We start from the raw sequence: 14768 nt of genomic DNA, 5'->3' as shown, positions 1-14768 counted from the left end.
GCATTATCAGAGGTTGCAGAGGAACGGAATGAGGTGATTCAAGCGAAGAGTGATGAGTATGGTCTTCGATTTATGGCCCTTCTGTAATACTGCTTCCCTGGCTGCCGATTCTGGTATATCCGGGAATGCGTTGCAGTGCGGTCAGCGGATTTGACCCGATTTGCATCAAGCCATTCAACTCCAGTTGCACAAAAGCCTGCGTGGTTGTTCTCTGGGTGGCAAGGGTTAGATGCTGGAGCACGAACCGCAGCGACCAGCAGCAGGCATTATACTCAAGTCCCGCCAGTCCTTCCAGAATTCTCTCATCCTGCAGAGAGTAGTTAAGACGCCCGATGGTTTGCCATCTTTCCGACCATCGCCATTGGCCCGAGGCATCCACCTGATGCAATACATCGCGGGTAAAACGGTAGCCAACGTTCAGTACTCTGCCAGGCTCGGGGCGATAGCTCAAACCTGAGCGGACCACATCCGCGACAAATCGGGTCTGGTCAAATTGCATGCTTGTATCGGTGGTGATCGTCGGCGTAAGAAATCCTGTCACTGCGGCGACAAAATCCGGTCTGCGGTCTATCGTTCCCGGTGCATTCAATGTTATACGGCGATCGATGAAGCTTAACTGCTGGCCAACGGCCACACGCAAGCGCTCTTTTCCGGTGCCCGGCTCGATCAGGCGCGACGTAAGCGCGAAGGTAATCTGATTCGCATCATTGATGCGGTCGCTGCCGCTGAAACGGTTTTCAGTCAATGCCTGGGCAAAACTGAAGTCAGTCCTGGCGGAGTCAAAATTTGGCAGATGCGCCTGTTCACGGAACGGTACGTAAACATAGAAGAGCCGCGGCTCAAGGGTCTGCGTGAATTTTTCTCCGCGAAATGAAACATCGCGGTCAAAAGCGAGGCCGCTGTCAACACTGAACATCGGCAAGGTTCGGTGCGGGCTTTCATCCGGCGTGGTCGCAGTGGCGTCCAGATTGTAACGGGTATGATGCACACCCACCTTTGGGGTGATATAGCCAAAGGCGCTACGAAGAGGATAGCTCACGCTTGGAAAGATCACCGCGCGATGGCCGTTCACAAGCGTGGGATGAGAGAAATTCGACCAACTCCCGATAAGATTCAGCTCTGCACCCAAAACGTCTGCCTTGTGTGCATTGAAAGAAACCTGCGGCAGGCGTTTATAAGGAGCAACAACGGAGGCAAGCGGATCCTGAATGGTTTGGAAGCTCTGCACGAGCGAATTTACGTTCAACGTGCCGTCGTCCCCAAGGGCTCGATTGTAGGACACCAGACCCTGCTGCAACAGGTTGGTCCTTGAAGTGAGATTCAGGCTGTTGCCGAGATCCCGGAAATAGGAGTCATCCGAAACCTGGTTATAGTCGAGGCGGCTCGACAGGCCGTTGCCAAAATTATAATTGTGCCAGAACGTTGTGCGCCACCGGCTCCGCCCGGTATCCAGGTCTTGCGGCAATATGTCAGCCAGTAACGCCCCGCTCGAGCGCTCCCCCAGATAGCGAAATTCGTTGTTAAGCTGGATCCCGCGCCTAGACATCATGCGCGCCGAGAAGGTCGCGTCAAAGTTGGGCGCGATATTCCAGTAAAAGGGCACAGTCATTTCGAGCCCGGTCCTGCGATTGGCGCCATACGTGGGGGCAAGCAAGCCCGACTTGCGTTTTCCACTGTATGAGAAACTCATCCATGGCGTATAGAGGATCGGTACATCCTTGAATGAGAGTTTAACCTTTCTGGCGGTGCCTGCTTTATCCTCATCGTCGAGTTTCAGGTCGGCTACCTGGAGGTTCCAACCGTTATCTCCAACCGGGCATGTGGTATAAGTGGCCTGCTTGAGCCGATACTGGTTCTCGCCTTCAAATAGCAGCACATCGGCGTAGCCCCGGCTGCTTGCATCCTTCAAACGATAGTTGGGGCCGGTTAACTCGCCGGTTTTGCTTAACAGATTGAATTTGAGCTTGGAACCCTCCAGTATGTCCCCGCGTTGTTCAACACGGACGCCGCCTTCGGCCTCCGCTTCGTCGGTATTCTGATTATATTTCAACCGGTTGGCGGAGATGAATTGCTCGCCCGTGGAAAGCTCGGCGTTGCCTATTGCCTCGATTTCCTTTTCCGTGTGCCCCTGCATGCGCTCGGCTGCAATAAATACAGGTTTGGTTTTTTTTGTCTCTGTCTCTACGTCGGGCATTGCCGCCTTTATTCCAGTCTCCGGCTCGGCCTTGCCGTCGAGGCGGAGCCTTTCTTCGCTCTCCTGCGCCAAGTGTCCGCGAATATGCTCTGCCTCAGTGAATCCCGGTCTGCTCCTGTCTGCCTCGGGGCCGGCGCTAGGCGCTGCCAGCTTGCCTGCCGGTTTGGCTGGCGACGACGCCACGCCGGTGGGCGCGCTCGGGCCTCCATGGCGTAGACTGGCTTCATCTTCTTGCGGCGCGTGCCCCGTTATGCGCTCGATTCCCGTAGGTTTTGGCTGGTTTTCCCGGTTTTCCGCCTCGGTAGGCGAAGCAGCCAGGGCGGACTCATCTTTTGGCGATCGTGTATAGTGCTGCTGCGGCCCGGATCGCAGACCCTCCGGTGCTTCCGCCGCTTCCGGTGCATGGACGGGACGTTCCATGGAAGCATTGCCTGCGACTCCCGCATCATCGGTTTTTTGGCGAGATTTCTTCTGATCTGCCGAGATTACCCGGTCATGCCGCAGTTCAGTTTCGCCATTGGCTCCCGTTTCATACTCATGGTGACCCTTTATACGCTCGGTGTCGATAAGCACAGGTTTATTGCTATCGATTTCCGGCTGTGACGGCGGCGCTACGCGCTCGTATTTATTTTTCGAGGCTGGGGCTGGTGTGTCGGCACGCGCATTATATGCAAGGCAAAATATAAAAACAGACCAGCAGATGGGTCGGGAAAAGCGCGATTTCATTTGAGGGTATTCAGCCCGAAAAGGACACCATCAGCATACGGATGAGCTGCCTTTCTCAGATTTATCAGTCTCGAATCACAGGTGTTGAAGCGCGGAGGCACATAGCGTATTTGAGCCGGGGTGATGGAAATCGGGAGGGCCGTGTATTGAGCCAGTTGCTCGGTTGGCCTTGATGGTAAATTAACTGAGAACAAAAGCCGTAAGTGTAACAAAAAACGGAAGACAAACTATGCATGGGCTGTGCGCAGCTACGAGAGCGTATACTGTACACGGCCGGAATGCATCATGGCGCGCAATATCACTTCATATTCAGGTACCAGGCTTTGCATATTCATATTCTCGGTATTTGTGGCACTTTCATGGGCGGGATCGCCGCCATCGCGCGAGAAGCCGGTCATAAGGTTACCGGCTGCGACGCTGGCGTGTATCCACCCATGAGTACCCAGCTGAATTCCCAGGGGATTGAGCTGATTGAAGGATTTTCCCCGGAACAAGTCAGACTGAACCCAGATCTGTTTGTAATCGGTAATGTGGTGGCGCGCGGCAATCCGCTCATGGAGGAGATTCTCAACCGTAACCTTCCCTATGTATCCGGTCCGCAATGGCTCTCGGAGAACGTCTTGCGCGACAAATGGGTTCTGGCTGTCGCAGGTACTCACGGCAAGACAAGCACGAGTTCGATGCTGGCATGGATACTCGAATACGCAGGAATGGAACCGGGATTCCTCATTGGTGGCATACCCGGCAACTTCGGGTTATCAGCCCGACTGGGCTTTTCAGATTTTTTTGTCATCGAAGCGGACGAATATGACACCGCTTTTTTTGACAAGCGTTCCAAGTTTGTCCATTTTCGTCCGAGAACGGCGATACTGAACAATCTGGAATTTGATCATGCCGATATCTTCGCTGATCTTGCCGCGATTGAGCAGCAGTTCCATTATTTAGTACGCATAATTCCCGGCAACGGTCTTATCATCTCCAACGGACAGGAAGAGAGTCTGGAACGGGTGTTGACCAGGGGGTGCTGGACGCCTGTGGAAAGGCTAGGGGTGGCGAACGGATGGCAGGCCAGCGTGCTGGCGGACGGACAAACCGGAATTTCTTTCAGGGGTGATTCCCAGGCCGCCCTAGACTGGGAATTACTGGGAAAACACAATCGGATGAACGCCCTGGCTGCCCTGGCTGCCGCCCGTCATGCCGGCGTACCGGTGACCACGGCCGTTGCTGCGCTGAGACAATTCAAAAACGTCAAGCGTCGCATGGAAGTGCGCGGTGTGGTCAGGGACGTTACAGTGTATGACGATTTTGCGCATCACCCAACTGCGATCCGGACAACTCTCGATGGCTTGCGTGAAAAAGTGAAGAGCGCGCGCATCATCGCTGTGCTGGAACCTCGTTCCAACACCATGAAGATGGGTATATGGAAAGACAGTCTGGCAAGCAGCCTGGCAGGAGCGGACATAGTGTTCTGCTATACCGCCAACCTGGGCTGGGACGTGAAAGAGGCTGTGGTTTCCCTCGGCTCAAGAGCGGCGACCTATGACAACCTGGAGTCATTAATCGAAGCTGTCGCAACCACTGTTCAGTCCGGCGACCACGTACTCATCATGAGCAATGGCGGCTTCGGCTGCATTCACGAAAAGCTGCTAGGGAGAATGGAGGCAACGGGCGCAATGGATACATTTGGCGCTGCCGGGACCATGGGCGAAGCCGCTGCAAGACGATGAGCCGGATGTAAAAAATCAGTACAGCGTCTTCGATGTTGCGCAACTCGCACTAATCCATCGACCGGTCGTGTCGGCATGTTCATTGATCGGCCTGTTTTGTACCGTGCCATTGAATATGGTCCATCCCGAGAAGCTCTCGGGACTCGTGAATGTTCCCTCAGCTCTTCCATTTCCTTTCAATTGAGGGTTCGTACAAACGAGATCCATTTTGTAGGTATTTTCTGTCCTGATTGCATTCTGGATACTACAGCCTGATTGATATGCATGAAAATAGGATGGAATTTTTTGATCCGCCATTTGTGGAGTAATGCAGATTTTGGATGTTGCCGCACCATCCTTGATCCGGGGCATGTCCAAGCCGTATTGCTTTGCCAGGCTCGTCAATTTCTGCATTTGATCGGGCGGAATCTGCGGCACCAGAGCCAACAACATCGACGTGGTTGTTACCTCCCATAATCCGGGACGTACATTGTTCTCCATACTCTCCGTATTTTCGGCCGCGCCTGCTGCGGAAACAATTGATAGCAATGATAGGGATATAAGGCTTTTTCGCATCGGATCTCCAAAACAGTAGCGCATGGCTTTCATATTTATTTGTTGAGGTGGTTAGAGTATTGTTGTTTGAATCGTTAGTTTGATCGGGATAATCCGGATCGGTTCACCTTCGGTAGGGGTCCGGGAGAACAAGGCAGAAAAAGTGCGATAGTATGGGTGGCATGGGTGGCAAGTGGATGGGGGCGGAGATAGGCAGTTATCGTTTTTATTGCAAATCGAAAATCAGGAATATGTCATGAAAAGCGGAACTGAAATAATAAAGTTGTCGAACTATACGTATGTCTGGAGCGTGCTGATAACTTTATTCTGCGTTTCAACGAGTGCGTGGGCCGTGGGGGAGAGCGAACTCATCGCTGCGGCCGGCAAGGGGGATCTTGCCCAGGTCAAGGCGCTGCTCGCTGCCAAGGCCAATGTGAATGCCACGGTGGATGGCGGCACCACCGCGCTGATAGCAGCATCGCAAAATGGTTACGAAGAGGTGGTACAAACGCTGCTTGAAGCCAAGGCAGACGTAAACGCCAAGACAGACAACTGTACTACCGCACTGATGCGGGCATCGCAAAAAGGCCATGAACAGGTAGTGCAAGAGTTGCTTGCCGCTAAAGCCGATGTGAATGCGAGGAGGAGCGATGGCCTCACAATATTGATGCACGCGTCCCAGGAGGGACATCAGCAGATAGTGAAGATGCTGCTCGAAGCCGGGGCCGATGTGAATGCCCGGTTGGATAATGGCGGTACCGCATTGATGTTGGCGTCGCAGGTCGGTCATCCCGGCGTGGTACAGGCACTGCTCGCCGGTAAGGCCAGTGTGAATGCAAAAGCAGGTAATGGCGCCACAGCGCTGATGCTTGCATCGAAATATCGTCACCAGGACGTGGTAAAGCTCCTCAAGAAGGCGGACGCCAAATAGTAAGTCACAGGTAATAGCCAGGCAAACCAAAATAGTTAAGTGAACCCGACAGACAATTCCGGGAGTCATAACCTGCCTGCCCTGCCCCGCCGTTCGCGAATCAGATAGAAACCAGGTAGAAATTTGCGGCAGAAATAAAAACCAGGCAAATAAAATAAGCATGAGGAAATGCACTGACTATAATAAATTGTTGGTGTTTACTTTTGAATCAAGTCCGCAACCTTAAATTCCTTACCTGACTTCCAAGGGGGGCGACATGTTCCCATACTCAGACCCGGCAGGACGAAATTTCCTGGGTAACAATGAGGTAGCCGATATTTTTCAGCAGCAGATGCAGGGGTTCTATGACACATTTGCGCGTCGCGTCAATTCCGGTTTCACCTGGCTCGAAGCGTTCGATCAGCTGTCCGGGGGCCAGACGCGCCAGGAGGTGAGTGTAGACTGGTCGTCATTTCCCATAACGGCACAGGCGACCGATGCGTTGATAGATCGTGACCGTTTCGAGCACCAGGACGAATACGTGGAATGGCGCACAGAAACAAACGGGGACGGGTTGGCGCAGGTAACATTTACCACGGAATTTCCGGAATACTTTGAAGCTTTTGCTGCACTTGGTTTCAGCGATTTGGTGAACGCCATCCAGGATGTGATGCCCGGCGCAAACCCGACAGCGGAAGAGCTGTTTGGCCAGGGATTCAATCCTGCTTCCGGTCCGCCTCTCGGGCGTGCACGGATGTTTCGAGCTCATCTGCAGGAAAACCCGTGGAATAACGGAGAAAAGGGGATACTCTGCCTGACCCAGCGCTTCAATACGCTCAATGCGTTGTTCAATTTACTCGCAGCGTGCAGTGTTCGCAGAACGCAAGGTACTCCTGAAAATACCTGCTCACTCGTGGGAGCGGCGTGCGGGCCCGCACGAAGTTCTGATCCCGCATTGTGTGCTGCAGTGCAGCGGAGCGTCCGGGGTAATCTGGGATTGAGCTTGCGCGACCCGGGGGGCGTGCGTATTGTGAAATTGGATGGGGTCTGGAGGATCAATAATAGTCCGATAGACATCAACGATCCTGCCCAAAATCAGGGGAGCTGGGTAGTGAGCCGGAACGCACGGCGAGCGGTCCTGACTATCGCGGCCGGGTTGACCGTGGACGGAAATCCAGTTAGAACAGGAGCGCAGATTGCGCGTAAGCTCCAGGTCGCGGCCGACGTTCTGGCAGCGCCAAACGCGGCGCTTCCCGAATGGGCGCGCGTCGGTGTCGAGTCCAGTTCGCGCGGGCCAGAGTGATTGGAATGGGCGCCTGGCGAAAATTTGTTGGGATACTTGACCAATTTCGGGTACGGGTTACCGGAATAATACGAGGACGCGCCATTGTCGTTGCCGGATTATTCGTATTGGTCGCGCCCGGTTTCGCTTATGCCCAGTCATCCACGCTGCAATTCAAGCAGACAAGGAATGAATCTCAACCCCAGTTATTGACGGCTGCGGAAATTGCCGACCTTGGTGATCCATTCTTCAACCTGCTGCTCAAGGATAAGGCCGACAAGGTGACGCTCACGGACGTGCAGAACGCGATACAGCCCAACGCTGCTAATCGGCATTTATTCGTGGTTAGCGAACGTATCGTCCAGACCGTAAAGGCGGGCTCGCGGCGCGCGGTGCTGACGTTCGACGGTACGAATGGCGGCGAGTCACTCAAGGGTAACGTGATGTTGTCACTCTCGTTTGGACCGAACGGCTTTCCGGAAGACAGCGAGATTGAAGCGTGGGGCTGGGATGATCAACGAGGGCGATACAACTATTACAAGCTGGATTCCGCCGGCTCGTCGACAGATGCGATGATATGGAAGTTTCGGGGGTCATCGGAAAAAGCAGACTTGCAAACCCCCTCGGAACGAGCGGGAACCTGCCTGCGATGTCATGTGGTGGGTGCGCCGATCATGAAGGAGCTGTTTTTTCCCTGGAACAATTGGCATGCCGGGGTAGGGGGAAGTTTTGTAGCGGACTATCTCGACCGGAACTCGCCCAATCCTGACAAATGGCCCGCGGCCAACACGCGTCCCTTCCAGCGACTTTCCACGGCAGACAAGCTTGAGACCGACTTTCTCATTCCCACGTTCAAGCGGTTTAACAGCTCGCGTCTGAACGCAGCGCTGAAGCGCGATGATGGAAATGCGGCTCCTTCGATTTCCTCCACGGGACGCATGACGGTGCTGGAAGGCAGCCGCCTGCTGAGGCCCTTGTTTCAAACGACTGAAATCAATCTGATTTCATCCCGCAACACGTCAGGAATACATCCCTTCGGGAGTGCTGCCGACTTTGTCCCGGAACTCGACATGCAAATCCCGTCGTCATTCTTCCTCAACACTCAACTGATTGCGGGGGGCGGCACGGGAGGACTGGGTGGGCTCAAACTGACCGATGCAAACGCGTTTTCCACATTCGCCAAACTGAGTCAACAGGAGAACAAGGAGCTTGTTGAGAAGTTCAAACTCCTTTTGAACGGAGTGCGCGGCGACACTCATTTCGGCTGGTTTGTGCCGGAAGCCGGTTTTGTAGAGAACGATCTTATCGATCAGGCGTTGCAACTCGGCGTTATTACACCGCACTTTCTTGCCGCCGTACTGGCTGTAGACCTGGAAGCGCCCGTCTTTTCGGTCAAGCGCGCCGAGTTGCTGAAGTTCGTGCCGGATCAGTTCGAGTTCATTCCCGTTGGCGCGGGAGTAGATCCAGTAACTGTCCCGCGAGATACTACGAAAGATTTCCTCACGCAGGCGGTGGTTTCCCGCATCAACGAGGCCAATCCAGCTCCGGGTTCAAGCGCCGATGAATTCCGCCAACTGCTGACCTCGGCGGACGCCGTTGCTGAACTGCAGAAACGGATAACGAACTACGTAAAACGGGTGCAAACCGCGCTCGAATCGGCAGGCGCCGACAAGCGGAAAGATGAACTGGAGCGTCTGTACAGCGTGCTGGTGGAGCGGCGGCTTCTCATGGAAGCGCACCCTGTCCTTCAAAACCTGGATGAAACCGATGGTCAGCTACTCTTTCCACTGCCAAGCGGAGGCTGAGAAGATGTGAGGGCGCATTTGAAATTTATTTCCTTCAGCTAGCAGCCTGCGGGATTTGAAGAATCGAAGCGAAAAAGTGACCAGCCAGACGCTTTTGCCGTCGATTTGTTTTAGGTCCGGCAGGCTGCCAGGAAGGAGGACATGAAACAAGCGACATTTGTCATCCGGCGCGTGTGGATCGGCGCGGCAATAGCAACTGCTGCGGTGGCAATCTATATCTCGTTGCCCATCGCTCTTGCGCAGACGCCCACTGCTTCTGCTACGACAGCATCGCCTGTGCTCGATAATGCCGGGTTCTATTCAGGCGATTCCGGTTTCAATGCCTCGGAGCGAGCGGGCCGCGAGATCTGGTATAAGGCCACCGCCGGGAATAGCCGGTTCTACACCTACCTGTTTCCGCAACGCTTCAATGTGCTGATCGACTGGTATCGCGTGCTTAACGCGAATGAGCACCATGATCGGTTCGCCGCATGGGGCATCATCAATGATCCGGAGTGCTGTACACCCGGCGCCGTGGGCTGTCCGGCGAAAAATCTTGAAGAAACCTATGGGTTCGAATGGTGCCCCGGCGATGAGGAATTACTCAGGTATGTCGGGCGTTCGGGCTACCGGGATCCGGCATGCGACTACAATGACGCGCCACCCAGCAGGACCGACCCGCATCATACGGTCAAGGATCAGCGCCAGTCCGCCTGCGATCTCGCCTTTGGCACCTCAACCGGCGCCATCGGTTTCCGCAAGTTTCCCAACCCCCGTTTTGACAAGGCGCAATGGATCAAGGTAAACGGAGGTCTTGCGAGTTGGGACGGATACCGCTATTCCTCCGAGAAAGAACCCCATTCAAGTGACAGCGAGCTGGCTCGTCTTGCCGATGGTTCAATCGAGCCACCGTTTCTGATTGGCATCGCCTGCGCGTCCTGCCATGCCTCATTCAACCCGTTAAAACCTCCCAAAGATACCGCCAATCCAAAACAGGAAAACATCAGGGGCATCGTCGGCAACCAGTATTCGCGGATCTCCGAGGTGCTTACCTCCGGCATGCCGGGCACTACGCTCGAGGTGCAGATATTTTCGCATGCGCGGCCTGGAACGTCGGACACCTCGGCGATCGCTACTGATCAGGTACACAATCCCGGTACGACGAACGCAATTATCCATACTCAGACCCGCCCCCGATTCGAAAACGAGCAGGTCACCCGGTGGCGCAAGGTTACCAACTGTTCGGCTGGCGATCCCGACTGCTGGTGCGAGCCAGGCCGCGCCAGCAAGTGCTGGCAGCGGGGCGCGGAGACCGCTACGGTACACCACCTCTTGAAGGGCGGCGAGGACTCGATCGGTGCGCTCGAGGCGATTCAGCGGGTCTATTTCAACATTGGAGGGTGTTCGGAACAGTGCTGGGCTAATCACTTGACAGATCTGCGCCAGTTCGACCCACGGGGCCGCAATTTTGGCCAGACGCCGCTCGATATCGGTCAGTGCCGGCGCGATTGCGCAAATTTCCGCGCTATTGAGGACCGGGTGGAGAACATCCATGACTTTCTCCTATCGAGGGAGGGCGATGCCACCGATCTTGCACGAGCCCGCGAACTCGCGCTGCGCGAATCTGATGCGACGGCCACCTACACGGAGGCGGATCTGGAACATGACCTGAACAAGCAGTTTGGGAATAACGCGGTGGTGCGCGGCCGCAGGGTGTTTGCCGACAAGTGCGCGCGGTGCCATTCGTCTATTTCAGAGCTGACCGGCGGCGCATTCCGGAGTCGCGATTTCAGGGCGCTGAACCTCACCGGCATGCGCGCCGACTGGTTGGGCTCTGACCAGGCCCTATTCGCCTCCGAAGTTGGTACCCATCGCTGTCGTTCGCTCCACTCGAATCATATGACCGGCAACGTCTGGGAGGAGTATGGCTCTGAGACGCTTCGTGCGCGGCCGCCGGATCCGAACATTCGTGAGCCGCACGACGGCGGCCGGGGCTACTACCGCAACATCTCGCTGCTGTCTCTTTGGGCACATGCTCCGTTTCTGCATAATAATTCCGTCGGCCCGGAGCTTTGCGGAAATCCGGCAAACAAGACAAACGATTTCTACCGGTCCCCCTACGTGGATGCGAATAAGCAGGCGCTTCCTGCTGACAAAGCGCCGGGCTGCTGGGGGTACGACCCGAGCGTCGAGGGACGTTTCAAACTCTACGTTGCTTCAATGCAGGCTCTGCTCTATCCCCGCCAGCGCGTGCTGAAGCTCTCCCGCTTGGATAAGGATATACGCATGGGGCTTGGGCCGCGGATTTGGGATGGAAAAGAAGGGCGGTTGCTCGGCCTTACCCTGGAACTGCCGGCCGGTGTCAGCGTCGGGGGTGTTGCGAGCTTCCAGCACAAGATGTTCGTGAATGACATGATTCTCTCAAGGCTCAAACCGGACGTCTTTGATGAGAAGCTCGCCAGGCAGTTCGGCGAAGTGGAGGGTAAAAAAATTGCCGCGGAGTTGCGTTCATTGGCCGGCAAGATCACAAAGGAGCCTGATCGCATGGTCGAGGCCATCCGGGGCTTTCCGGACCTCGTGGCAGCCTACAGCTCATGCACTGCCGATGTCGAGAATGAGGGTCATCGCTTTGGAGAGGACTTGTCCGATAGTGACAAGAACGCGCTCATCGCCTTTCTCGCGACACTCTAGGGATGAGATCCTGATGAAAGGAATGATCATTGTTTGTGCGGGCATTATGCTTGCGGCCTGCAAAGGTCTGCCGACTTCCGAGATCAAGTTCGGCCGTTATGGCGAGCTTCACGCAAGCAAGCCCGATTTTGCCCGAGTGGAGCATGAGTTCCCGCTCGCTCTCGCCGATCTTGCGAAGCTCACCCCCGAAACTCTTATCGCCTATGACCAGGAGCAGATTGACCAGATCTATGCTCGCCTCGCTGCCGGCGCTATCCCCGATGGATTGTTCGATGGCAGCCCGTTTTCCCCAAAAGACACCTTTGGCAACAGGCTCACCGCCGGATTCGCCGATGGCTTACCGGATATTGCCGCCAGGATCAAAACGACAAAATTCGAGCTTCTCCGCAAATACCTCTGGAGTAAGAAGGTCTTCTATCGTGATAGCCGCCTGGCCCGAAACCGCGTCGAGAACATGGCGTCGCTTGAGCATCTTGTCAGCGGAGACCTTACGTCAATTCCCAATGTCACCGTGAACGGGCAGAAACAATGGTTGATGTTTCCGGCGCGTCTCTATTGTGGCCAAAGCCTGCTCGATTCACGTCGCGAGTCGATAGTCATCGATTATTCTTATAACGATGAGATTCCCGGCTACCGCGAGCAGCCTGACTCTCTGGCAGGACGGCGCGGCATGCAGGTGCGCGATGAGATCCGTATGATACGGCCGGGCTTCTATCTCGGCCGCGCTTATCTCGGCAAGATCTTTTTACTCAACTTCACGCTCTACAATAAGGAAATTGCCGAACGCCACTCCCCGGAGTACCTGAAGACGGGCAAAACCCGGCAGGATTGCTGGCCAGGGGAGCAGGCCAGATCAGTAGTTCACCGGTAAAGAAAGGGAAAGGTAAAGGCATGCGCCGCATTGGCGTGACTCTAATGATCTCCCTGGTCTACATTTCGGATGCAGCCGCCAGCGATGGTTGCTTCCCGACGTGCGAGAAGGCGATCTGGGCTGTCGATCCCGCAAAGCCTGGCCCGATGCTCCCGCCAGCCGGCCGTTCACTCTTTGATTTCATAGCAGCCGACGGCATTCCGTTCCCGTTTGAAGCCCTGGTGCGGAAGGTCGAAGCGCACATCGGATGCACGGACGGAGGGTGCACCACTCCCGTGCTGATCCCGCTCGGCCGTTCGCTGCAGCGGACCGCTGCTGCGCCTGACTTCTTTGAATACCCGCGCGCGGTTGTCGCGGTAACAGGCGAGGGCGCGGGCCCGATGGTTGCCCGAGACCGGCTATATCTGGCTTATCAGGAGAAGATGAACCTTATCGAGGTGATCAGCTACAACGAGACCGCCGCGCGTTTTGAATTTCAGCTGGTTCGCAACTACCGGGAGGACAGCGCGCCGCGGCTGGTTTACGCGAACCGGAATATATGCATCTCATGCCACCAGAATCATTCGCCAATTTTCTCGCGGCAAGTATGGGATGAGACAAACGCGAATCCCAAGATAGCGGAAGAGCTTTCGCAGGTGAGAGAGCTGTTCTACGGAATCCCTGTACATCGCGGCATTGATCTGCCGGATATTATTGACAAGGCGACCGACCGGGCAAATCTTATCAGCGTAACTCAGCGCATCTGGCGCGAAGCGTGCGATATGGCCTGCCGCGTCTTGGCGATAACAGCTGCGGTGCAGTATCGTCTGTCGGGAGGACGCATCTTCGATGTGAGCGCTCTCGCGCAGACCCTCTCGCCTGGATTTGCCGCGCGATGGCCTGCCGGCCTTGCGATACCGAATCCAGATATTCCTAACCGTGATCCGCTCGCATTTCCGCCCGGGACCCAAGGCGTGGCGCAGTCCCACGTCCTCGCGGTGTTCGATCCGTTAGCGCCCCGTACACCGCTTGAGACGTGGATAGCGAGCGATCCGCTGCTTCTTGCACGCCGCTTCGTTGTGGGATTAGCCGATCTCATAGCCGAGAGAGACATACACGATCTTGATGCATTGCTTGCACGCCATGCCACTCAGGCAGCACGACGGATACATATTGCTCCTTGCACGCTCTCCGGAGAACGATACGACTGCGCCGGCGAGTTCACGCTGCGTGGCGGCACGAACTTTATCGATGCGCTGGCAATCGGTGATGAGCCATCGCTTCATTTTTCGCTCAAGAACGGAATTGCAACAAGCCATGGCTTGCGAGCCCGCACGACGGACGGCAACCTGATCGAGAGGATTACCGTGACCCATGAGCGCGACAAGGCAGAAGCCACGGTTGCTGTTGTCGAAGACTTCGCCCACGTACGCGCGATAATTGCAAAATTTAACTGGTCCGATGCCCCGATCAACCGTATGCGGCTGCGCCTGGCGCTTGGTCTCGATACCCAGGACATATGTTGCCAGACAGCGGTTTTACTTGAACCAGCGCAGGCCGACCTTGAAATGACGGGTCCTGTTCCCGAGCCTGGTGCAGCGTTCAAGAAGGCGTGCGGAGCATGTCATCTGACGGCGGAGCGCTTTCCGCCCAACTTCCTTGCGGGTGATGAACGCAGAGTCAGCGCAAGCCTCGCGCAGTGCGCACCCAGGATCTTCGTGCGCCTCTCAATGTGGCATGCTCCCCCCGCTTCGCGCGACAAGGTACCCATGCCGCCGCCGCTCGCGTCACGCAAAGGCAGCCCGTGGGTCCAGGCCGCGCCTCATCCGTCTATCGCCGTGCTACGCAATACCGTCGCGGAGTGGTTGCGCGCCGAGACTGGGCGGGTGCCCGATGCGCGGGCAATGGTTGCGCATGGCTATGAGAATCTGCGCCGGTGCCTGCCGCCCGCGGACGCCACTGCCCATCGGGAGTAACGGAACGGACGGGGCCGAGCAATCAATGATTTGTTCAACTTCAGGACGTGCGGATCGCCGGACTTCGTGCTGAGCAGGTGCGCAGAGTCTATAT

Annotated in this window: 9 protein-coding genes; 7 read left to right on the top strand and 2 right to left on the bottom strand. The window is 55.8% G+C overall.

Annotated elements, in window-relative coordinates:
* Nucleotides 1–70: 70 nt before the first annotated feature.
* A complete protein-coding gene (lptD, locus tag BMX66_RS07290) occupies nt 71–2920 on the bottom strand; it encodes an LPS assembly protein LptD (RefSeq protein WP_090880273.1) in 2850 nt (949 codons plus the stop codon).
* Between the two features lie 323 nt (nt 2921–3243).
* Here lptD and mpl point away from each other — a divergent pair, with 323 nt between their 5' ends.
* A complete protein-coding gene (mpl, locus tag BMX66_RS07285) occupies nt 3244–4647 on the top strand; it encodes a UDP-N-acetylmuramate:L-alanyl-gamma-D-glutamyl-meso-diaminopimelate ligase (protein WP_090881025.1) in 1404 nt (467 codons plus the stop codon).
* 15 nt (nt 4648–4662) lie between these two features.
* Here the strand turns inward: mpl and BMX66_RS07280 are convergent, their stop codons facing one another.
* Nucleotides 4663–5202: a DUF3617 domain-containing protein gene (locus BMX66_RS07280; protein ID WP_090880270.1), complete on the bottom strand. Its 540-nt coding sequence runs from the start codon at nt 5200–5202 to the stop codon at nt 4663–4665.
* A 235-nt stretch (nt 5203–5437) separates the two neighbouring features.
* On the opposite strand from BMX66_RS07280, the gene BMX66_RS07275 reads away from it, so the two are divergent.
* The 6 genes from BMX66_RS07275 to BMX66_RS07250 all read left to right on the top strand — a co-directional run bounded on the left by BMX66_RS07275 (nt 5438) and on the right by BMX66_RS07250 (nt 14674).
* Nucleotides 5438–6112, top strand: a complete 675-nt coding sequence (locus BMX66_RS07275; protein ID WP_143058216.1) for an ankyrin repeat domain-containing protein — start codon at nt 5438–5440, stop codon at nt 6110–6112.
* Between the two features lie 256 nt (nt 6113–6368).
* Nucleotides 6369–7394: a hypothetical protein gene (locus BMX66_RS07270; RefSeq protein ID WP_090880265.1), complete on the top strand. Its 1026-nt coding sequence runs from the start codon at nt 6369–6371 to the stop codon at nt 7392–7394.
* Complete coding sequence (locus tag BMX66_RS07265) at nt 7349–9178, top strand: hypothetical protein (protein WP_147432045.1); 1830 nt, start codon at nt 7349–7351, stop codon at nt 9176–9178. The genes BMX66_RS07270 and BMX66_RS07265 overlap by 46 nt, the downstream gene beginning before the upstream one ends.
* A gap of 141 nt (nt 9179–9319) precedes the next feature.
* Nucleotides 9320–11848 carry a cytochrome c gene (locus BMX66_RS07260; RefSeq protein WP_199679294.1) on the top strand — a complete coding sequence of 843 codons (2529 nt, stop codon included), beginning with the start codon at nt 9320–9322 and terminating at the stop codon, nt 11846–11848.
* A gap of 13 nt (nt 11849–11861) precedes the next feature.
* Nucleotides 11862–12719, top strand: a complete 858-nt coding sequence (locus tag BMX66_RS07255; protein WP_090880258.1) for a hypothetical protein — start codon at nt 11862–11864, stop codon at nt 12717–12719.
* 20 nt (nt 12720–12739) lie between these two features.
* On the top strand, nt 12740–14674 hold the full coding sequence (locus tag BMX66_RS07250; protein ID WP_090880255.1) for a hypothetical protein: 1935 nt from the start codon (nt 12740–12742) through the stop codon (nt 14672–14674).
* Nucleotides 14675–14768: the final 94 nt, after the last annotated feature.

The organism is Nitrosovibrio sp. Nv6, assembly GCF_900110495.1.
Lineage (GTDB): Bacteria > Pseudomonadota > Gammaproteobacteria > Burkholderiales > Nitrosomonadaceae > Nitrosospira.
The sequence above is the reverse complement of the archived record's forward strand: the minus strand, read 5'-3'. Positions and strand labels throughout refer to the sequence as shown.